At 43.7% G+C, this 21,992-nt stretch carries 17 protein-coding genes; all 17 read right to left on the bottom strand.

The genetic code is table 11. The features are described 5' to 3' along the window. Entirely contained in the window at positions 1–507 is a 507-nt protein-coding gene (locus tag DW981_RS01240) for a CinA family protein (protein WP_022026302.1), read from the bottom strand. Continuing rightward, positions 494–1,036, bottom strand: coding sequence for a CDP-diacylglycerol--glycerol-3-phosphate 3-phosphatidyltransferase (gene pgsA / locus DW981_RS01235; RefSeq protein WP_118506488.1), 543 nt, complete (start codon positions 1,034–1,036; stop codon positions 494–496). Before pgsA ends, DW981_RS01240 begins: the two co-directional genes overlap by 14 nt. A gap of 26 nt (positions 1,037–1,062) precedes the next feature. After that, complete coding sequence (gene rimO, locus DW981_RS01230; RefSeq protein WP_022026300.1) at positions 1,063–2,415, bottom strand: 30S ribosomal protein S12 methylthiotransferase RimO; 1,353 nt, start codon at positions 2,413–2,415, stop codon at positions 1,063–1,065. A 15-nt stretch (positions 2,416–2,430) separates the two neighbouring features. Beyond that, a complete protein-coding gene (folD, locus tag DW981_RS01225; protein ID WP_118506487.1) occupies positions 2,431–3,279 on the bottom strand; it encodes a bifunctional methylenetetrahydrofolate dehydrogenase/methenyltetrahydrofolate cyclohydrolase FolD in 849 nt (282 codons plus the stop codon). 148 nt (positions 3,280–3,427) lie between these two features. Further along, positions 3,428–5,101: a nucleoside kinase gene (locus DW981_RS01220; protein ID WP_118506486.1), complete on the bottom strand. Its 1,674-nt coding sequence runs from the start codon at positions 5,099–5,101 to the stop codon at positions 3,428–3,430. A gap of 40 nt (positions 5,102–5,141) precedes the next feature. Next, the gene (locus DW981_RS01215) at positions 5,142–5,816 is read right to left on the bottom strand and encodes a class I SAM-dependent methyltransferase (protein ID WP_118506485.1); all 675 of its coding nucleotides are present in this window, start codon (positions 5,814–5,816) and stop codon (positions 5,142–5,144) included. Next, positions 5,816–7,204, bottom strand: a complete 1,389-nt coding sequence (rpoD, locus tag DW981_RS01210) for an RNA polymerase sigma factor RpoD (protein ID WP_279220169.1) — start codon at positions 7,202–7,204, stop codon at positions 5,816–5,818. The genes DW981_RS01215 and rpoD overlap by 1 nt, the downstream gene beginning before the upstream one ends. Positions 7,205–7,258: 54 nt before the next feature. Then, positions 7,259–9,058 carry a DNA primase gene (gene dnaG, locus DW981_RS01205; protein WP_118506484.1) on the bottom strand — a complete coding sequence of 600 codons (1,800 nt, stop codon included), beginning with the start codon at positions 9,056–9,058 and terminating at the stop codon, positions 7,259–7,261. A gap of 92 nt (positions 9,059–9,150) precedes the next feature. Then, positions 9,151–10,191, bottom strand: a complete 1,041-nt coding sequence (locus tag DW981_RS01200; protein WP_022026294.1) for a deoxyguanosinetriphosphate triphosphohydrolase — start codon at positions 10,189–10,191, stop codon at positions 9,151–9,153. Between the two features lie 50 nt (positions 10,192–10,241). After that, on the bottom strand, positions 10,242–11,708 hold the full coding sequence (gene miaB, locus DW981_RS01195; protein WP_022026293.1) for a tRNA (N6-isopentenyl adenosine(37)-C2)-methylthiotransferase MiaB: 1,467 nt from the start codon (positions 11,706–11,708) through the stop codon (positions 10,242–10,244). Between the two features lie 131 nt (positions 11,709–11,839). Then, positions 11,840–14,692 carry a HAMP domain-containing sensor histidine kinase gene (locus DW981_RS01190; protein WP_182434065.1) on the bottom strand — a complete coding sequence of 951 codons (2,853 nt, stop codon included), beginning with the start codon at positions 14,690–14,692 and terminating at the stop codon, positions 11,840–11,842. A gap of 90 nt (positions 14,693–14,782) precedes the next feature. Then, positions 14,783–15,490 (bottom strand): response regulator transcription factor, encoded by a 708-nt coding sequence (locus DW981_RS01185; RefSeq protein ID WP_022026291.1) that lies wholly within the window; start codon positions 15,488–15,490, stop codon positions 14,783–14,785. A 268-nt stretch (positions 15,491–15,758) separates the two neighbouring features. Beyond that, entirely contained in the window at positions 15,759–17,552 is a 1,794-nt protein-coding gene (locus DW981_RS01180; RefSeq protein ID WP_118506482.1) for an ammonium transporter, read from the bottom strand. A 276-nt stretch (positions 17,553–17,828) separates the two neighbouring features. Continuing rightward, complete coding sequence (locus tag DW981_RS01175; protein ID WP_118506481.1) at positions 17,829–18,638, bottom strand: hypothetical protein; 810 nt, start codon at positions 18,636–18,638, stop codon at positions 17,829–17,831. A gap of 48 nt (positions 18,639–18,686) precedes the next feature. Continuing rightward, the gene (locus tag DW981_RS01170) at positions 18,687–19,022 is read right to left on the bottom strand and encodes a DUF6142 family protein (RefSeq protein WP_118506480.1); all 336 of its coding nucleotides are present in this window, start codon (positions 19,020–19,022) and stop codon (positions 18,687–18,689) included. Between the two features lie 31 nt (positions 19,023–19,053). Beyond that, the gene (locus tag DW981_RS01165; protein ID WP_118506479.1) at positions 19,054–19,530 is read right to left on the bottom strand and encodes a VanZ family protein; all 477 of its coding nucleotides are present in this window, start codon (positions 19,528–19,530) and stop codon (positions 19,054–19,056) included. Positions 19,531–19,549: 19 nt separating this feature from the next. Then, positions 19,550–21,991 carry a phenylalanine--tRNA ligase subunit beta gene (pheT, locus tag DW981_RS01160; RefSeq protein WP_118506478.1) on the bottom strand — a complete coding sequence of 814 codons (2,442 nt, stop codon included), beginning with the start codon at positions 21,989–21,991 and terminating at the stop codon, positions 19,550–19,552. Between the last annotated feature and the right edge of the window lies 1 nt (position 21,992).

Raw genomic sequence — 21,992 nt, 5'->3', positions numbered from 1 at the left:
TCACTCAATCTGTTTCATCCTTTCTAATGCAAATTTCATTGCCTCACGGGCTGCCTGCAAGCGTACCTGCCCACGATCACCGTCAAAGCAATATTTTCTGCTCTCTGCGCGCCCACGAAAGCAGGTTCCGATGTAAACGGTTCCTGCCGGTGTCCCATCTTCACCATCTTCCGGTCCTGCATAACCTGTTGTCGTAACAGAAATATCGGCTCCACTGGCCTGCGCTGTTCCAAGCGCCATTTCTTCAGCCACCTGCGCACTTACCACCGTATACTTTTGAATCGTTGTCACGGATACATGAAGCAGTTTTTGTTTAACCCGGTCTGCATACGTAACATATCCTTCTTCAAAGACATTTGATGCACCCGGTACATCTACAATACCCGCTGCGATCAGGCCTCCGGTACATGACTCCGCTGTAGAAATCTTATAACCGTTTTGGATACAATATTCTACTAACTGTACCGCCTCCTCAGATGGTACTCTTATCTCATTACATCTTTCCATCGTCCATAACCTTCCAATTTTTGATCAAATAATCCAATAACGATACCACCGTAAGTACCAGTGCTAAATAGATCAATATCTGCTCGATCACAGCAACAACCGGATTGTGTATAGACAAGATCAAGACAATGACCATGATCATCTGTACAACTGTTTTTATCTTGCCCCACCAGCTCGCCGCTATCACGACACCGGCATCCGATGCGACCAGACGAAATCCACTAATGATAAACTCACGGCTTATGATCACAATAACAACCCAAGCCGGAATTCTGTTTAAGGACACCAGACAGATCATCGCCGAAGAAACTAATAATTTATCTGCCAACGGATCCATGAATTTTCCAAAATTGGATACAAGTTTATACTTTCTGGCGATATAACCATCTAAGGTATCCGTCAGACTTGCTACAACAAAAACAACTAATGCAATGTATTTGCTATAAGGGATGGCTGATACAAGCATAAACACAACAAAAAAAGGTATTAAAAATACACGAAGCATCGTAATCTTATTTGGTAAATTCATATTTATCCTCCTTCAATTCTATTCTCTTATTCCTCTATGACCTCTCCAATGAGATCATACTCATCTGCACCGGTAATCTTGACGTTTAAGAAATCTCCCGACATCAGATTCCAATCAGTTGCCACAAATACATACCCGTCCACTTCCGGTGCATCCATATACGTTCTCGTAATATAAACACCATCTTCCGGCAGGGCCCCCTCTACCATTACTTCTAAAGCACGTCCAATCTGCGCCGACGTCTTCTCAAAAGCGATCTTTTGCTGGATCTGCATGATCTCATCCCGCCGCTTTTCTGCAACTTCTTCCGGCACCTGTTCTTCCATTGCGGCTGCCGGTGTATCTTCTTCCCTTGAGTACGTAAATACGCCAAGTCGATCGAATCGAAGTTCCTCCACAAATTCTTTCAACTGTTCGAAATCCTGCTCGCTCTCGCCGGGAAATCCTGTGATCAATGTTGTTCTAAGTGCAATATCCGGAATCTCCTGACGCAGATAATGTACCATATCCCGCAGTTCTTTGCTATTGGTACGCCGCCCCATCCGCTTTAATATGCCATCAGAACCGTGCTGGATCGGAATATCCAGATAATGACATACTTTCGGAAGCGTTTTGATCGCATGAACCAGCTCTTTTGTGATTTCTTCCGGATAGCAGTATAAAATGCGGATCCATTTCAGCTCCTCTAATTCCGATAATTTTTCCAAAAGCTCAGGAAGGCTCTTGTGTCCATATAGATCCACACCATATAATGTTGTCTCTTGTGCCACCAAGATCAGCTCTTTGGCTCCGTTTTGAACCAGATGTTCTGCCTGTGCAAGCAGATTCTCCATCGGAACACTGCGATAATGTCCGCGTACTTTCGGGATCACGCAGTACGTACAGCATTTATCACAGCCTTCTGCAATCTTAAGATATGCATAATATCCACCGGACATACTATCTCGATTCGTCAGCGGCGTCGGCAGATAATCAATATTCTGTAATGTCTCAACAACACCCTGATGCTCTTTCAACTCTCCGCGGATCGTTTCCGCGAGATTTTCATACCCCATTGTGCCGACAATAATATCGACTTCCGGTATCTCCGTTTGTATCTCTTTATGGTAACGCTGAGCCAGGCATCCCGCAGCCACAAGCAGCTTACATTTAGCTGTTTCCTTGTAGGACGCCATTTCTAACAATGTATTGATACTTTCTTCCTTGGCATCCCCAATAAAACAGCAGGTATTTACAACAATCACTTCTGCCTCTGTCTCTTCATTCACAAGACGAAAGCCCTGTTCCCGCAGTGAAGTGATCATCATTTCACTGTCCACAAGATTTTTGTCACACCCTAACGACACAAAATAAATTGGTGTTACATTCTGTTGTTCCATTCGTAGTCTCCATTTCTAACAATGTTTTCTCTGTGCAGATTCCACACAATTGTTCATAAGCATTGCGATCGTCATCGGACCAACGCCTCCCGGAACCGGTGTGATCGCCCCTGCAACCGGTTCAACAGAAGCAAAGTCAACATCACCACACAACTTGCCATTTTCATCACGATCCATTCCTACGTCAATGACAGCGGCCCCGTCTTTCACATAAGAAGCATCTACAAACTTCGCCTTGCCGATCGCAACGACTAAAATATCTGCACGCTTGGCAACCGTCTTCAGATCCGGAGTGTGTGAATGACAGATCGTCACCGTTCCATTTTCTCTAAGTAAGAGCATTCCCATCGGTTTACCAACAATATTACTCCGACCGATAATAACACATTCTTTGCCGTCAATCGTTATTCCAGAACGTTTCAAAAGCTGGATGATCCCTGCCGGTGTACAGGAAACAAAGCCCGGCTGCCCAATACTTAAACGTCCTACGCTCTCCGGATGAAAACCATCCACATCTTTGTCCGGCGAAATCGTACGGATCACTTTATCCTCATCAATATGCTTTGGCAGCGGAAGTTGAACTAAAATGCCATCGACATCTTCTTTAGCATTGAGCGATTGTACTAACTCCAAAAGCTCCTGCTCACTGGTCTCTTCCGGCAGTTCATATGCCAAAGAACGAATACCTACATATTCGCAGGCCTTCTTTTTGTTGCCGACATATACAGTAGATGCAGGATCTTTACCAATCTGAATCACGGCCAAAGTTACATCAATTCCTTTTTGTTTCAGAGCAGCAACCTGCTCTTTCACCTCATCTTTGATCTGTGTTGAAATTTTCTTTCCATCAATAATCTGTGCCATATCTTTTTGTCCTCATTTCTGCACACCATGTTATCTATCATATCTGCCGACCGTCCTACACTGCCTGCTGACAGATCTGGAAAAACTGTATTATGTGTGCCTAATACAGCCCTGCTGTCAATGTTGCAATTTTCTATACAGATTACTCCTATACATTAAAGACACTGCCTCCCACAAATTCACGCATCAGTGAATTTTTCGGGATGTCTTCACTGCTGATTCCAATGAAATAATCCAAAAACTTAAGCAGACGCTTTGCCTCGATATACTCCGGTGCATCCTTCGGTATTCCAAAGAGGATTGCTTCTGCATACGGTTTTAAAACAGCAAGCTCATAAATCAGTGCCGAGTTAAACATAACATCCGCCTCTTCCTGAAATGGGAATATATATTGATCTTCCCCGCGGCGTACCGATGGCCACATACCGATCGTGCGAGCGGCCGAAGCGCCTCTTGTTCTGGCATCACGTACCATTCGCCGGATCAATCTGCCATCTGTCGTAGAAATCCGATTATGCTCATCAATGTTGATCTGGGTCAGCGCACTGATGTATATCTTAAACTTACTTTCTTTTGGAAGCGTATAAGATAGTTTATCATTCAAGCCGTGGATCCCCTCGATCACTAATATATCATCCTCACCTAACTGCTTATAGTCTCCTTTATATTCTTTTTGACCGGTCACAAAATTAAAAGTCGGCAGTTCGACACGTTTTCCGGCAAGCAGCTCATTCATCTGCTGATTAAACAGTTTAACATCGATCGCTTCAAGACACTCAAAGTTATAATTGCCATTTTCATCTAACGGTGTTTCATCGCGGTCTACAAAATAATTATCTAATGCGATCGGATGCGGATGCACTCCGAGTGTTCGAAGCTGAATCGACAATCGATGAGAAAATGATGTCTTACCGGAAGAAGACGGACCTGCGATCATGGCAAATTTCTTACTTGGGTCATTGGCGATCTGCTCTGCGATCTGCGCAATCTTTTTCTCCTGAAGTGCTTCCTGTACCAATATAAGTTCCGGCGCACCACCATGCGAGATCACATCATTCAACGCACCTACCGTATCAACATCCACCATCTTGCCCCACGATTTCGCCTCCTGCAAGGTTGCAAACAACTTTGGACTTGGTTTGTGCAATGTTGTTCGATCCGGAGTTTTGCTATTTGGCAGATTCAGCATAAATCCGTTTTCATATGGCTCTAAACTGAAATACTGAAGTACACCGGTACTTGCCGGCATATAACCATAATAATAATCCTCAAATCCGTCTAATGTATATATATTTACCTTGGAAACACGACGATATTCAAATAATTTTTTCTTATCCATCATGCCATATTTTTCAAAAATACGCAGTGCTTCGGAAGTATCTACCGACCGTTTCAAAAATGGAATATCTCTATGTACCAGTTCTTTCATATACTGTTCAACCTGCTGCAGCAAAGATTCCGTCACAGGGACACCGCTCACTTCGCAGTAACAGCTATCGCCGATCTGATATTGCACATATACATTTTCCAACGGCTGCCCTTTGCAGACCGCATAAAACGCGCGTAACATCAGTAATGTCACACCACGAACATACGTCTTGTGCCCACTGTCATCTGCCGTCGTCATAAAACATATCTGGACATCCTCACGGATCCGCTTATTTAATTCCACCAATTTACCGCCACGTCTGGCTAGAATGATCGGATATGAATATGCCGATTGTACTTCTTTGGCCACCTGCGCATAGGTAACTCCCTCTTCGTAAGTTTTAGGAATCCTTTTAGCGCCAATGATCACTTCCACTTTAATCTGTTTCCCCATAACAACACCTTTGCCTTTCTGTCACTGACAATGCAGCCTGTTATCTCGGATTCAAAATATCTGAGATAGTCTGCTGTTCCTGAAGAATCTGCCTCTTCGCCGGCTGTGTATCCGGCATTGCCTCCAAAACACGCTGCACCCGCGCGAGCTCTTTTTGCATATATTCCAGAAATACCGGATGTCTCGTTCGCATCAGGTACCCTCCATATATATATTCTTCCTCCGTGAAGTAATGCTCACTGCCCCTCTCACACCGTATGATCGTATAATATTTACCCTGATCAAATACCATCTCTTCCTGTGCGATCACAAAACCCAGATCGTGCAGCGCATGACGTACTTTGTATATCTCTGACTGAGGCGAAAGTACCAGTTCTTTCGCAGACTGTGTTACGTGCGGAAATTCCCGCAAAATACGTTCCATCAAAGCTCCACCGATACCGCTGATCAATATTGTATCTGCCTCGCCTTCTACAAGCTGCTGCAAACCATCTGACTTTCGTAATGCGATCCTGTTATCGAGTTCATACTGATGTATATGTTCTTTCGCTCGCATTAACGGTCCATCTGCCACATCCATAGCAATCCCTGCCGATGCAAGCTGATTCATCACCAAATATATAATGGTAAATCCATGGTCACATCCAATATCAGCAACAACACCGCCAGTGTGTACGAGATGTGCCACGGTCTGCAATCGTTTAGATAACTGCATTACTCCAAATAATCCTTTAATTTGCGGCTGCGGCTCGGATGTCTCAATTTGCGCAAAGCTTTCGCTTCGATCTGGCGGATACGCTCCCTGGTCACCTTAAACTCCTTACCAACTTCTTCCAATGTTCTGGCTCTGCCGTCTTCCAAGCCAAAACGAAGTTTGAGCACCTTCTGCTCACGATCCGTCAACGTGCCAAGCACTTCATCCAACTGCTCACGGAGCAACGTAAACGCTGCTGCCTCTGCCGGAACCGGTACATTATCATCCTGAATGAAATCACCCAAATGACTGTCTTCCTCTTCACCGATCGGTGTTTCCAAAGAAACCGGCTCTAAAGAGATCTTCTGAATCTCACGAACACGCTCTACCGGCATGCCCATCTGTTCTGCGATCTCTTCCGGATATGGTTCTCTGCCAAGTTCCTGCAATAACTGACGCTGAACACGTACAAACTTGTTGATCGTCTCTACCATATGAACCGGGATACGGATTGTTCTCGCCTGATCTGCAATCGCACGTGTGATTGCCTGACGGATCCACCAAGTTGCGTACGTACTGAATTTATATCCCTTTTTATAATCAAACTTTTCTACTGCCTTGATCAGACCAAGATTTCCTTCCTGGATCAGATCCAAAAACAGCATTCCGCGACCAACATAACGCTTTGCAATGCTGACTACGAGACGAAGATTGGCTTCTGCTAACTTCTTCTTAGCCTCCACATCGCCCTCTTCCATACGTTTTGCAAGCTCAACCTCTTCATCCGCAGTAAGAAGCGGCACTTTACCGATCTCTTTCAGATACATACGTACCGGATCCTCAATACTGATACCATCCGGCACAGACAGATCGATATTCTCGATCTCATCATCGTCCGGAACTTCCCCATTATTCTCCAGTTCCAAGATCATATCATCATCGGTATCTTTATCATCCGAAATCTGTAAAACATCCACATTTTTTTGTTCCAAAAACTCTATGATCTTTTCGATACGCTCCTCTGTCAGATCAATATCCTTAAAAAAATTGTTGATCTCTGTGATCTCCAACACATTTTTCTTACTTTTTGCAAGATCTAACAATGCGCTCATGCGCTCCATAAATTTCTTTGCCTCATCTTCTGTCGCTTTTGCTTCTTTGGCAGATGCCTTCTTCGTCGTTGCGGCAGATGCCTTTTTCGTCTGCTTTTTCTCCGCAGGTTCTTTCGCAGCCGACTGCTTTTTCGTCGTTGTCTTAGCTGCCTTCTCAGACTCCGCTTTTGTCTCTGCCTTAGAAGCAGACGTTTTTTTCGTTGTGCTCGCCTTCTTAGCAGTTTTGGTCTGTTTCTTTTCCTTTGTCTCGGAAACGACTGTCTCCTGCAGCTCCGCCTGTTTCTTTTCTGTTGCCATGTTGTTCCTTCCTTTCTATCTGTGTACCGGGATATCCGGGTTTTTCCATTGTATCTATTGTCTATTCTGATCTCCTGTCAGGGAAATATGCAGTTTTCCCGGAGATTCCAGTTCTTTTTTCTGGCGGACAAGATCCTGAAGCTGTGAAAAATCCGTCAAAGTTCTTGTCTGATGTTCTATACTGCGCTCCTTGATCCGATGGATCAATTCGTTGACCGCCTTTTCTTTTTCACGGTTGTCCATCTTCGCAGATAATGTTGTCTGAAACATTCCTGCCACCATCCGCTGCTCTTCTACATCTTCAAACCGACTGATGATCTGTGCCGGTTCTGCTTGTCCGCGTTCCAGCTGCTCGTATAGCAGCCCCGCCACCTGACGATACGGCTCCGCTAAGAAATCCTCAACATGCACAATGTGTTTAACCTGTTCATAAAGGGCCGGCTGTTCGATCAACCAAGACAAAAACAGCCGATACGTATATGCCATTCCCTCCGGATCCTTGCGGATCGCCTTTCTTCTGCTCTGTTCATGTCGTTCTTCCATGACCTCCCGATAACCTTCCGGCTCCATATTGCTGTAGCGGATCACGAGGGATCTTAAATCTTCCTTTGGAACGCTATACTTAGCAGATAACGCCTCCAAATAACTATCCCGCTGCACTTTGTCCTCAAACACCAAAAGTTTACGTGCCATTCCATGCACAAACTTTGTCTTTTCCTCCGGATCACTCAGATTGTGCTGTTTTCGAAGCACATCTACTTCAAAAAAGAAACTGTTCTGTGCTTGTTCCAGACGTTCTTCAAACGCATCACTGCCAAGTCCCTTGATAAACTCATCCGGGTCTTTGTATGGCTCCATATGAACCACACGTCCCGTAATACCTGCACGCCTTAATATCGGTATTGCACGCAGTGCTGCTTTGACTCCCGCCTCGTCACTATCATACGTCAGATAGATTTCATCAGTATATCTTCGAAGCAGATTGGCCTGCTGCTCTGTAAATGCAGTACCTAACGATGCCACTGCACCACTAAATCCTGCCTGATGCAATGCGATCACATCCATATATCCCTCACAAAGAATAAACTTCTTACGTTTGCCCTGCTTTGCATAATTGAGGCCAAACAGATTACGGCTCTTGTCAAAAAGTTTTGTTTCTGGAGAATTCAAATATTTCGGCTTGGCATCCCCCATAACTCTTCCTCCAAAACCAATAACCCGGTTATTCACATCCATGATCGGGAACATAACACGGTTCCAAAATTTATCATAAACGCCACGCTCATCCATCTTAAACAATCCGGTCTCACGCAAAATGCGATCATCATACCCTTCATGCCGTAAATAGCGGTAAAGCTCACCGCCGCCCTGTCCGGCATAACCTAAACCGAACCTTAAGATCGTTTCATCGCTAAGCTGTCGTCCCCGCAGATATTCAAGGCCTAATTTACCCTGTGGAGATTTTAGCGTCGCATAATAATATCTTGCCGCCTTGGCATTGATCTCCAATAACGTTGAGCGCAAGTTTTCTTCCTGTTTTTGCTTGGCAGTCATTTCCTGCTTTGGCAAAGTGATCCCTGCCCGCTCTGCCAAGCTTTCCATCGCTTCCGGAAACGAATAATTCTCATATTCCATGACAAACGTGATCACATTTCCACCCACACCGCAGCCAAAACATTTATACATCTGTCTCGCCGGGTTCACGGAAAAGGATGGTGATTTCTCACTATGAAACGGACATAGCCCGACATACCCGCTGCCGGAACGCTTCAATCGTACTGACGCGCCTATCACATCAACTATATCATTTGCCGACCGAACCTGTTCGATCTGTTCTTCTGTATATCTGGGCACACCGTTTCCTCCTTTCCGAAATCAAACACTCTATTTGGGTTATTCGACGTCTTTTTCCCATTTCCTTTTTTGCAGGCAAAATATATTTTTCTTTATCGGTGTTCCACACCACGAACCGACCAGGACTTCGGTATCATGATCTCTTTATATAGGTTTACTGAATACCGATCACTCATGCACGCAATAAAATCACAGACCGTACGTTGCGTTGTTTCCCCTTGCCTGATCAATTCCAAAAATTCTTCCGGTAATTTGTCAGAATGATGAATAAAATATTCATATAATTGCTCGATCATATGTACAACTTTGCGCTCTTCGCCCTTGGCGATCGGATTGGTATATACATTAGCAAATAGGAACTTGCGTAATGCAAACATTGCTTTCTCAACGTCAGATGACATGCATATCTCATTCTTCCCCTCGCTGTTATGTACGATGTCATGCACCAACGTATTCAGGCGACTGTTGGTCGTATCCCCCAAAACATCTGTCAATTCTTTTGGAATCTCCTCCTCCCGAATGATACCGGCTCGGATCGCATCATCTATATCCGAATTGATATACGCAATCTTGTCCGATAGGCGAACAATCTTTCCCTCCAATGTCATAGGCATCAGACTTGTCTGATGGTTGAGGATTCCATCTCGTACTTCTGCCGTCAGATTTAAGCCTTTGCCATCTTTTTCCAGCCGTTCCACCACGCGAACACTCTGCTCATTGTGATGAAAACCGCCATATTCCTCAGAGATGCGGTTCAGTGCACGCTCTCCGGCGTGACCAAAAGGCGTGTGTCCAAGATCATGACCAAGTGCGATCGCCTCTGTCAGATCTTCGTTCAAAAGCAGCGCACGTGCGATCGTCCGCGCATTTTGCGCCACTTCCAACGTATGCGTTAAACGGGTACGATAATGATCTCCCTCCGGAGCCAAAAAGACCTGTGTTTTCTGTTTCAAACGGCGAAATGCCTTACAGTGCAAAATACGGTCACGATCACGCTGAAAATCCGTTCGGATATCACACTGCGGCTCCTCGTGGTCGCGACCTCCGGACTCATCTGCATAAGATGCAAACGGACCTAATATTTGATGTTCCCGCTCTTCCTGCTTCTGCCGTAAACTTTTTGTCTGTGCCATGGAAATCCCCCTTTTTCAAGTGCTGCGCCTTTTTCTGACCGCCATCGATATTACGCTTGTTCTCCCATATAATAAAAGCCTTTGCTTTCAATTAATTTCACCGGAATGATCTTGCCGATCAAGCAAGTTTCTCCCGGAAAATGCACGACATAATTTTGACTGGTGCGCCCTGTCATAAGAGATGCATCCTGTCCATTCTGTTCTTCAACCAATACCTCCACAACTTTGCCGACATCTTTGCCTGCATGTACTGCGGCAATCTGCTGAACTCGTTCTAACAAACGATCGAAACGTTCTTTAACCACTTCTTCCGGCACCTGATCCTCCATAGCGGCAGCAGGAGTTCCGGTGCGTTTACTATATATAAACGTAAAAGCGCTATCATACTGAACCTTTTCCACAACATCCATCGTATCTGCAAAATCTTCTTCTGTCTCTCCCGGGAATCCCACAATAATATCTGTCGTAAGGGCAATGTCCGGATTTTTGGCCCGGATCTTATCTACCAGTTCCAAATAGCTTTCCTTGGTATAATGACGATTCATGATCTTTAGCAGACGGCTGCTTCCGGACTGCAGTGGCAAATGTAGATGTTTGCATATTTTATCAGACTGCGACATCACCTCGATCAGCTCATCTGACAGATCCTTCGGATGTGAAGTCATAAAACGGATCCGCTCCAGCCCTTCGATCTGCTCTACCTGACGCAATAACTGTGCAAAACTGATCGGATGCTCTAACGTCTTACCGTAAGAATTTACATTTTGTCCCAGTAACATCACCTCAACAACGCCATCCGCTACCATACCTTTGATCTCTTCGATAATATCTTCCGGTTCGCGGCTGCGCTCACGTCCACGTACATACGGCACAATACAGTAACTGCAAAAATTATTGCATCCAAACATAATATTAACGCCGCCCTTAAAAGAATACTTACGGGAATTTGGCAATTCTTCCACGATCTCCGTTGTATCTTTCCAAATATCAATGATCATTCTCTTGGCATCCTGATCAAACAGTCGCATTGCCAGCAATTCTGCCAACTTAAATATATTATGCGTGCCAAAAATAATATCTACATTGCGATAACTCTTCTTTATGCGCTCAATAACTTCCGGCTCCTGCATCATGCAGCCGCAAAGGATCGTCAGCATGTCCGGATTTTTGGACTTGTAACGTTTTAACTGCCCTAGCCTTCCATATACCTTAAGATTTGCATTTTCACGAACGGTACAGGTATTATACAGCACCAGATCTGCCTGTTCACTATCCGTCTCCTCATATCCGATCGTCTGAAGAATACCTAGGATCTTTTCCGAATCTCTGGCGTTCATCTGACATCCAAATGTTTTAATATTGCATGTGAGCTTTCGCCCTTTTTCCTGCTCTTTCTGCGCAATATGCTGCTGCAGTTTTTTTATAAAATAATACTGTCTGTCCGGTTCTTTTTCCGGTGGCGGCAATGTAAGGTCTGCCGCCTGCACCATAGCATTTATATTGGTATAGTGTTCCATAAGTTAGCTGCTCCTATCTTGAAAAATTCTCTAATCATTTTACTATACCATATATTACATTGTCCGTCAAAGCCGCTAAAAACCGCTTCTATTTCATGAAGAATGATATCGATCCCGGCGCAGTGATAATATTATACTTCCTTTTCCATTTTCTCCTGCTGCTCCTGATAATGCGGAAACATAACTTCCACATGAAACAGATCGCCATCCAAAAAGATCTGAAACGTTCCCTGCATCAGCTCCGTCAGGCTCTTCGCGATAGAAAGCCCCAGACCGCTGCCCTCTGTAGAACGCGAACTGTCTCCACGCACGAAACGTTCCGTAAGCTCTTCCGGTGTAATATTTAGCTTGGCCGCCGACACATTTTTCATAGAGAACACGATTCCTTCTTCCTGCTCCTGCAGTGCAACATACACACGCGTACCCGGCATGGCATATTTTTTTGTATTCATATACAGATTTTCCAAAATACGGTATACCCTTCTTCCGTCTCCCAAAAAGAGCAGCTCATGATTTGGAATATCGCACTCCAGTTCCAATTTATTTTCTTGGAACAAGTCTTCGAACTCACCATTCGTCTGCGTTACAATTTCGCCAAAATCAATGACATCCATCTCTAATTCGATCGCACCACTGGATGCCTTTGATGCCTCGATCAAGTCTTCGATCAATGTTTTTAAGCGCTTACTTTTGCGATCTAAGATTGCAATATATTCCTTCGCCGTTTCATTGGTAAGATTCTGTCTGCCTAACAGATCCACATAATTTATAATAGAAGTAAGCGGCGTCTTAATATCATGTGACACATTGGCAATCAGTTCTGTTTTCATTCGTTCGCTGCGCACACTTTTTTCAACCGCCTCATCCACGCGCATGCCAACACGATTCAAATACTGTACCAGTTTGGTCTGTCGGTAAGAAGCTCCACTTGGTGCCACGATGTGCATTGAAAAATCTCCTTCTGACATCTGCTCTACCTCGCGCAGCAAAATGCGATCCGCCCGCTCCGTGCGCAGATTATGAATCTGTGTTGCAAGTAAGAGAAGCAGCAACACCAAATAAGCCACAAGGCATAGTATCCCTTTCCGCTCCATAAGGACTGTCTTTACTCCTCGGTATTTCTGTACAAATTGGAATACATATACAATCAATACTCCCTGCGCCAATCCTTCCAGTAAAAACAAGGTCAAATATCTCTGCCCGATCGGCAATTCATAAAACAATCTTTTGGCAAATCCCGGAAACTGTCCCAAATGCAGCTTTCCAAATATGATCTCACGGACAAACAGAAACAGAATACTTCCCTCCAAAAAGTTTCCCGCTTTCATTCGTTTTAATAAACTCAAAAAAATTTCTGCAGCCAGACAATTCATTGCCCAAAAGAGAATGGCCGCAATCAAAAAATCCAGCCTTGCCATAGAGCCGTTCCACATTTGCAGCATCCAGTGATATATCTGTACCAAAAACAGGACACATAGAGCAAGCAATTCCAGCCAGACCTTGTCCACACTGTGTAATACGATCTCTTTATATCCTGCCCGATGCCCTGTACATAAACACATAGCAAATAATAAAATCAGCGTCAAAACAAGAGCAGGCATTAACAGACTGTGCCCGATTTGTGCATAATACGCCTGCTTGTCAGACCAGATATATTGTGTTTCAAAAACATCCGCCACCGTTTTATTACGAACTGCATTTAAATCCAATCCAACTGCAATGCTATAAGACCGACCTTGATATTCTTGTGCGATCTGCATGATCTTTTCCTGAATATTACCGGACATTTCAAACGTATCCTCCGGCAGATTACTCTGTCCGTTATAGTCTCTGTTATTATAATAAGCAAACAATACATTACTCTTATCCGTCGCCTTATCCACTTTGCCTGCCGTAACCATGCGTTCGACTTGATTCCACCAATTCTCATTATTCGTCAACAGCATACCGGCAGAATCCTGATAGCCATATGCAAAATTGGTCTCCGAAAAGATATAGTGCAATTCCTGATAGGTTTCTACCAAAAACACTGCATAATCTGTCGCCGTTTCCATAGTTCTCGGAATACGGTGCATTGACCATGGCATTTTGTTGTCCGGAATGTGAGCATACGTGTCTTCCATCTCCTGTTCCAGCAGTTTCTGACACTCTTTTTTGCTATACCGTTTTTCCTCTGTTTCCGTATACGCTTCATATTGCTCGTAAAAATCCAGATATTCTTTGGACCATTTTCCCTGATCATCTTTGGCGTATCTCAATAATTTATTAATAAAATACCATTTCGCATATTTTTCATAATAGGTAATAATATATTTTTCATAGACACTGCTGGCATGAAACTGTATTGGCATCGTATTCAAATGTCCAATCTCAATATCCAGATCTTTCTGATACTGCTTTCCATAATCTTTGGTCAGACTATTTACCAACACCATGTTGGACTCATATTTCAGTGCATCCGCAATCTGCTTTTCTCTTACGCCCACTCCGGAATGATTCGTAAACTGGTAGACTTGTCCATCATCAACAATGACCTTATCTCTTGCAGACAGCGCATACTGTGTCTCGATCGGATAACTGACTCCGGAGGCGCACTTGTCCTGAAAATCGGACATAAAAGAACGCAGTCTGCTCGCATGAAGCCCGGTACTGTTTGCCCGTCGTAACAATTCTTTTAATGTATATTGTTTATGCTCTCCAGAAGATAAAGAGGTCAGCAAAACCGTATCATAATCGATCATGCCATCCGGTGCTATAACGCTTCCAATCTGCATATATTGCTCATACAATCGCAGATAACCATCCATCATCTGCTCGACCTGTTTTTGCGAAACATAAAAATCTTCTTGCTTTTGACCGCCTTCATTCGCATATTCTTTCGTTCCCTCTATGATCATGCCGGCTACCGTCGAAAATCCGATCGCCACCGCTAGTAAAAGTGGCAATATAATATGTACTGCTAGGGACCCGCGCCATTTTCCCATATAGAACCTCATTTCTGCACACCAATTGTAAATCATACTGCAGGTCGTCGTGTGCCAAGACACTACAGCCTTCTACCGTATTACCAGTGATCAATTCTCTGTCTGTGATTGAATCTTATAACCACGTCCCCACACTACTTTGACATAACGTGGATTCTTGGGATCGATCTCAATCTTTTCACGTATATGACGAATATGAACAGCCACAATATTTTTGGTGTCGACCGGAATCTCTCCCCAAATATTTTCATATAATTCTGTCGATGAGTAGGTCGTTCCAGCATTGCGTACCAAAAACAGAAGGATCCGATGCTCTATCGGTGTCAAACGCACCTTTCGACCGTCTACCGTAACATCTGACTCTGATTCGTCTACCTCTAATCCACCGATCCGAATCACATTACTGCGCTTATTCTTGCCCTCGCGTATCATCTCGATCCGTCGAAGCTGAGATTCCACACGTGCCACCAACTCTTCCGGATTAAACGGCTTTGTCATGTAATCATCCGCACCGATCTTTAATCCTGTGATCTTATCTTCATCTTCTGATTTTGCCGACAACATAATGATCGGTATATTATATAATTCGCGTATCTTCTTCGTCGCTTCAATTCCATTTACTTCCGGCATCATCACATCCATAATGATCAGATCGATCTGCTGATCAGGATCTAACACACACTGTAACGCTTCTTTACCGCTATATGCCTGCACAATTTCAAATCCGGCATCTGTTAAATACACGCAGATTGCCTGCACAATTTCATGATCGTCATCACATACTAATATTCTCTTCATTCTTCCCTAACCATACCTTTCCGGCCCAATCTTTGAGACTCTATTGAAATGCAAATAATTTGCTAAAGACATTATACAATAAAACCTGTCATTTGTTTATTAAGAATTATTAAGATTCTGATCCAAAAGAGAAAAGCTTGTGTTTTACAAGGCATCATACCAGATAACAACAATTTCCTGTTCAGCCGAAAAGGAGCTGTACGCCCGGCGCACAGCTCCTTTTTATTGCAATATATTATATTAGAGAAAAACTTTTTATGAGATCTTATTAATTTTCGCCCTGCAAAGCATCAAATCCAGCCTCACCGGTACGAACCTTTACGACATTTTCAACATCGTATACAAAGATCTTACCATCGCCAATGTTGCCGGTGTAAAGAGCCTTTCTGGCTGCTTCGATAACATCTTCTACCGGAACGGCACTGACGATAACTTCAACTTTCATCTTAGGCAACAGGATAACATCCAATTCTGCACCACGATATCTTGTCGTAATACCCTTCTGTGTTCCACATCCAAGAACCTGTGTTACGGTAATACCGCTGACACCAATATTGTTCATGGCAATCTTCAGATCCTCGAACTTGCTCTGCTGACATACGATAGAGATCTTGGTGATCTTTGGAGCATCGGAATCCTTTGCCTGTGCACTTCTGACAGGAGCTGTCGCTGTCGGTGGAATAACCGGCTCGCGGCCTGTCACCTTGACAACCTCCACTGCCTTGTCGATCGGAACCTCACCCTTCAACATCTCAGCAGATGTTCCTCTAGAGTAGAACATATCGCCGGCTGGCATAAAGTCTGCATAGGAAGATGGCATGCCATGCTCTGTAACATCCAGACCACGAAGCTCTTCTTCCGGTGTAACACGAAGACCAAGAGTTGCTTTGATCACTAAGAAAGCAATAGAAATTGTTACTGCCGTCCAAGCTGCTACAGAAAGGATACCCAAACACTGTAATCCAAGCTGACCAAATCCACCGCCATAGAAAAGACCCTGTGATTTGATCGCACCGTTATCTAATGCAATCTGGAAGCCCGGTGCTGACTTAGTTGCAAATAAACCTGTTGCAAATGTACCCCAGATACCGTTCATCATATGTACTGCTACGGCACCTACCGGATCATCAATCTTCAACTTATAATCTAACAACCATACACCAAACACTACCAACAATCCGGCTACAGCACCGATCACTACTGCACCTGCTGCATCTGTTACATCACAAGGTGCAGTGATCGCAACCAAACCTGCAAGAGAAGCATTCAAACACATAGAAACATCCGGGCTGCCATATTTGATCCAAGTAAAGATCATACATACTACAGTAGCAATTGCAGGAGAAATTGTTGTTGTAAGGAAGATAGATCCTAAATCTCTTAATGACGTTGCTGCTGCACCGTTAAATCCATACCAGCCTAACCACAGGATGAATACACCAAGTGCACCGATTGGAATATTATGTCCCGGAATAGCATGCGGCTTACCGGTACGTACACTGTACTTTCCAATACGAGGTCCAAGTATTTTAGCACCGATCAGCGCTGAGATACCACCAACCATATGGATCGCACAAGATCCCGCAAAATCATGGAATCCTATCTGAGACAGCCAACCGCCACCCCAGATCCAATGTGCCTCGATCGGATAGATAAAAGCAGAGATTACTGCAGAGTATACACAGTAAGATAAGAACTTGGTACGCTCTGCCATTGCACCGGAAACGATCGTTGCCGTTGTGGCACAGAATACTAAGTTAAATACAAATGCGGAGTAATCAAAATCCTTGTAAGCTGTAAAAATATCCAAGCCGGGTTTTCCGATAAATCCCAGGAAATCCTCGCCCAAGAGCAATGATGCACCGATCAAAATGAATGTCACGGTTCCAATACAGAAGTCCATCAGGTTTTTCATGATGATGTTACCTGCATTTTTTGCTCTTGTAAAACCTGTCTCAACCATTGCGAATCCGGCCTGCATCCAAAATACTAATGCGGCACCGATCAAAAACCAAATACCATATAGATTCTCGTTAATATAAGTAATCACTTCTTTTGACATAACGATATCCTCCTTTTTGTTGTAGTTTTTCATATGATCCCAATTCATAAATGAATACGTTGTCCGGACGTTAATTAGGACATCAAATGTTGACCTTGCCCGTTTCACCAAAAAATTATCAATGAAACGAAAAAAGGTGCCACGAATTCTCTTCGTGACACCTTTGTCATAACTGAAATTATAGCAGAAAATAAATTTTCGTCAACCTTTATTTTCATTTTTTTATCAATTTGTGAAAATTCCTAAATTTTTTCAAAAATGAATCTAAAATTTTGACTACTTCGTATTCTGCCCATCTGACGCCGTTTTGATCTTGAGATTCCACTTTAGGGAGTTATCCATCAAATAGCGAATGATCTTCTCCGCATCTTCCGGATGTTTTGACTCATTGCTCATTGCAATGACCGGATCCGGCAGCATACCACCAAGCTGTTTATATTTGTCGCTGTCTTCGAGTGATAAACCGGTAAAATACTGCGTTTTATCGGATGCCTTCATGTTCTTGTCCGTGGTATTGCTGCGTACATCCTCTCCGGAAATATACTGCGTGTATCGACGATATTTTTCCGGATATTCCGAATAAAACGCAACCTCTTCATTGCCTTTTGCACCATCCTTGCCGTTTTCCGAATAAAAATAGCCGGCATGCCCCCATTTTTCTAAATTCTCCTCCGAACAGATCAAAAGATCTGCCGTGCCGGAATACAGAAATGTCTGGATCTGCTGATCATCTCCATCTAAAGACAGGCGAACGGTTTCCTTGCCATCTTGATATCCTAAATACTCGTTCAATGCCTTTTGGATCTTTTCTACATTATCATCATCAATAACATCTCCCTGCACACAGATAAACAGCAGGACATCTGCCTTTGTGACCGCATCATATACCTGCAGTCCGATCATCGCTATGATCACGACCGCTATGATCACTCCCTTGAGATAATATTGCTGAAACTGCTTCAACTTACCTTTCCAAGATAGATTTTTAATCTCCTCTTTGATCGCCTCATCGGTATGATCCTCATAAATAGATGCTTTGTCTTGTTTCAGTTTTTCTTTTTCCTCATCAGAAAAATGAACTGCCATACGTAATGGTTCTCCTTTCTACAATAAAACGTTTGATGCAAACATAGATCAAACGATGGTCCCCCATATATAGAGCATCAGATAAAAGATAACTAACAGCCCATTACATATAGATGCAATTGTTGGAAAATGCGGACGGATATCTTCCTGATGAAGACTGATCCATGCCAGCACGAAACCAACACCTGCCACGACCAAACTACAGATTCCAACGAATCCGACTAACAAACCTGCATGACCATTACTCCCGCTTGCAGCAACGCAGGCAGCGCCAAACATCCCTGCCGACAAAACCGCCAACAACGTAGCAACAATGCCTAATAACGGATGATGCTTGTCTGTCAAATGTAGAGAAGATTCTCTTTCCTTCTTTTTTCTCGCCATGTACTAATCCTCCATACCCCAAGATAACCCGCTAACTTGGTGAGTTTCGTTTTTTGTTCCAAATATGAAGTATCGCATTGCAGCATCGAAACAATACATATCCCAATATGCCTCCTAGTGTATTCAGCATAATGTCATCTACATCAAACGATCCTAACTTGGACACTAATTGTATACTCTCTACCAGTAATGATGCCAAAAAACTTAGCAGAAGGATCTTACCAAAACTGCTGCATCGCACAGACAGTACCGGTATTACAAATCCATATGGAATGAAACATATGATATTGCCTAGCAGGTTTAGCAGCACCAATGCTGTCCCCACTCTGCCGGCATAATACAGATACCGCTTAATCTCAGCAAACGGATGCAAATTGTATTGGTACGTATCCCGTGGTACACGTCCCATCTGCTCACTGAAAAACAAAAAATATACCATCATGATCAGATATATGCCAAATAATATCCACGATATTATTCGAATCCTCTGCTTATGCTCTTTTCTCACATCATATCCCTTTCTGCGACTATTGACGAAGTACTACATTCTTCTCGCCCAGTCCATTCATAATCTTATCCATACACTTGTTGACTTCATCATCAGTCAACGTACGGTCTGACGCTCTAAATACAATCTTATAAGCCAAAGATTTATATCCTCTCGTCAACTGCTCTCCCTCATAAATATCAAACAATTCGCAAGACTCTAACAATTTACCTCCACGAATGCGGATGATCTCCTCCACTTCGCCTGCCAAAACATCTTTGCTCATTGTTAAACTAATATCGCGTGTCATTGCCGGGAACTTGGCAACACCTTCATACTTAACATCAAAATCAGCCAAACTGCTGACAACCTTCATATCAACAACTGCTAAATAAGCACGTGTACCGATACCGAAGTTTTTCTGAACTTCCGGATGCACTTCTCCCAAATAAGCAACACTCTGTCCACCACAGGTAACAACTGCCTGTCTGCCCGGATGCAGGAAACTCTTCCCGGCATTTGGATCGTACTTCACAGCAGCTGCCTTAATCCCCATACGCTCTAACACAGCCTGTACGACACCCTTCATATCAAAGAAATCAACCTTACCATACATACCGAGCGTGAGCTGCATTCTCTCATCCGGCAGTTCAGTAAGCGGAAGCTGCTTTGGAAGGTAAACATTGGCAAGCTCATATAAGCGCACTTCCTGATTACGCCGCTTAAAGTTCGTAGCCAGAGAAGTTAACATTCCACCAAGTGCGGAAGTACGCATTACACTGTAATCCTCACCCAAAGGATTCGTGATCTGAATACTCTTGCGAAGCACATCATCCTCGGAAAGATTCAGTTTATCATATACTTTCGGGCTTTCAAACGAGAATGTCATACCCTCGCAGAAACCGTAATTTTCAACTACTTCACGAACCATATCTTCGTGCTGTAATTTCTGAGATAATCCACCGGACGTTGCAGCACCGCTTGGCAGCGTCATCGGAATGTTATCATAACCGTAAAATCTTGCAACTTCCTCTGCAAGATCTGCCATACGCTCCAGATCCTGACGCCAGGTCGGTACAATTACTTCTCTCTTCTCGCGGTCTACCGGAAGATCGATCGTTTCAAAGTAACGAATCATATCTTCTTCTGAAATATCCGTTCCAAGAAGTGCGTTGATCTTAGCCGGATCATACGCAATGCGGAGCGGCTCTTTCTTTACCGGGTAAAAGTCCACTGCACCGCCAACCACTTCACCGGCGCCCAGTTCTTCGATCAACTGGCAGGCACGATCCATTGCATCCATTGCATTGTTCGGATCCAGTCCTTTTTCAAATTTTGCCTGCGCATCGGTACGCATACCAAGCTTCTTTCCGGACAGACGGATGTTCGTCCCATCGAATGTAGCAGCCTCAAACAACATTGTCTTTACATCATCTGTGATCATGGAATTTTCACCACCCATAATACCGGCAAGACCGATCGGTTTCTTACCGTCACAGATCATTAACATACTGTCATCTAAGGTGCGCTCCTGTCCATCTAATGTCTTAAACGGCTCACCGGCGTTTGCCTTACGGACTACGATCTTGTGATCCTCGATCGTATCCAGATCATATGCGTGCATTGGCTGCGCAAACTCTTCCATAACATAGTTGGTAATATCAACAATATTATTGATCGGACGAATACCAACAGACGCCAGTCTTCTCTGCATCCACTCAGGTGATGGTGCCAATTTGATGTTTTTGACAACTCTGGCAACATAACGTGGACACAATTCCGGACTTTGTACATCAACGGAGATATAATCATTCACATCTTCATCGTTTCCTGTTTTCGTTACAACCGGAGGAACGAATTTTTTACCAAACGTAGCTGCTACTTCACGTGCAATACCGAGAACGCCAAAGCAGTCTACACGATTAGATGTGATCTCATATTCAAATGTCACATCGTGTAATCCCAGCAGTTCTATCGCATCTGATCCAATCGGTGCATCTTTGTACTCCGGATTGTCGCTTAAAATATAAATTCCGTCTTTGGCTGCATCCGGATACATGTCCGTCGTAGATCCTAACTCTTCGATCGAACACATCATTCCGAATGATTCTACGCCACGCAGTTTTCCCTTTTTGATCTTAAAACCATTCTCGTTTTCCCCATCTTTGTGTGAACTTGCAACATGTCCGCCGTCCAATACGACCGGAACCTTATCACCTTCTTTGACATTTGCTGCTCCGGTTACGATCTGAACTTCTTCACCCTCTTCATTTATCTGTACCTGACAAATCACAAGCTTATCCGCATCCGGATGTTTTTCGATCTTATTGATCTTGCCAACAATGATCTTGTCGAGATTCTTATCAAACTCTGTGAATCCCTCTACCTTTGTTCCTGACAATGTCATTGCATCTGTATATTCCTGTGCCGTACAATCAAGATCCGGCACATATGCTTTTATCCATGATAATGATGTATCCATT

Source organism: Clostridium sp. AM49-4BH (genome assembly GCF_003478335.1).
In the GTDB taxonomy this organism is placed as follows: Bacteria; Bacillota; Clostridia; order Lachnospirales; family Lachnospiraceae; genus Butyribacter.
Note: the sequence above shows the minus strand (reverse complement) of the source record. Positions and strands in the feature narration are given on the sequence as shown.

Bases quoted from the DNA above. Each gene is read 5' to 3' on its own strand.
- DW981_RS01240 (WP_022026302.1), bottom strand. From the start codon at position 507: ATGGAAAGATGTAATGAGATAAGAGTACCATCTGAGGAGGCGGTACAG.
- pgsA (WP_118506488.1), bottom strand. From the start codon at position 1,036: ATGAATTTACCAAATAAGATTACGATGCTTCGTGTATTTTTAATACCT.
- rimO (WP_022026300.1), bottom strand. From the start codon at position 2,415: ATGGAACAACAGAATGTAACACCAATTTATTTTGTGTCGTTAGGGTGT.
- folD (WP_118506487.1), bottom strand. From the start codon at position 3,279: ATGGCACAGATTATTGATGGAAAGAAAATTTCAACACAGATCAAAGAT.
- DW981_RS01220 (WP_118506486.1), bottom strand. From the start codon at position 5,101: ATGGGGAAACAGATTAAAGTGGAAGTGATCATTGGCGCTAAAAGGATT.
- DW981_RS01215 (WP_118506485.1), bottom strand. From the start codon at position 5,816: ATGCAGTTATCTAAACGATTGCAGACCGTGGCACATCTCGTACACACT.
- rpoD (WP_279220169.1), bottom strand. From the start codon at position 7,204: ATGGCAACAGAAAAGAAACAGGCGGAGCTGCAGGAGACAGTCGTTTCC.
- DW981_RS01200 (WP_022026294.1), bottom strand. From the start codon at position 10,191: ATGGCACAGACAAAAAGTTTACGGCAGAAGCAGGAAGAGCGGGAACAT.
- miaB (WP_022026293.1), bottom strand. From the start codon at position 11,708: ATGGAACACTATACCAATATAAATGCTATGGTGCAGGCGGCAGACCTT.
- DW981_RS01190 (WP_182434065.1), bottom strand. From the start codon at position 14,692: ATGGGAAAATGGCGCGGGTCCCTAGCAGTACATATTATATTGCCACTT.
- DW981_RS01185 (WP_022026291.1), bottom strand. From the start codon at position 15,490: ATGAAGAGAATATTAGTATGTGATGACGATCATGAAATTGTGCAGGCA.
- DW981_RS01180 (WP_118506482.1), bottom strand. From the start codon at position 17,552: ATGTCAAAAGAAGTGATTACTTATATTAACGAGAATCTATATGGTATT.
- DW981_RS01175 (WP_118506481.1), bottom strand. From the start codon at position 18,638: ATGGCAGTTCATTTTTCTGATGAGGAAAAAGAAAAACTGAAACAAGAC.
- DW981_RS01170 (WP_118506480.1), bottom strand. From the start codon at position 19,022: ATGGCGAGAAAAAAGAAGGAAAGAGAATCTTCTCTACATTTGACAGAC.
- pheT (WP_118506478.1), bottom strand. From the start codon at position 21,991: ATGGATACATCATTATCATGGATAAAAGCATATGTGCCGGATCTTGAT.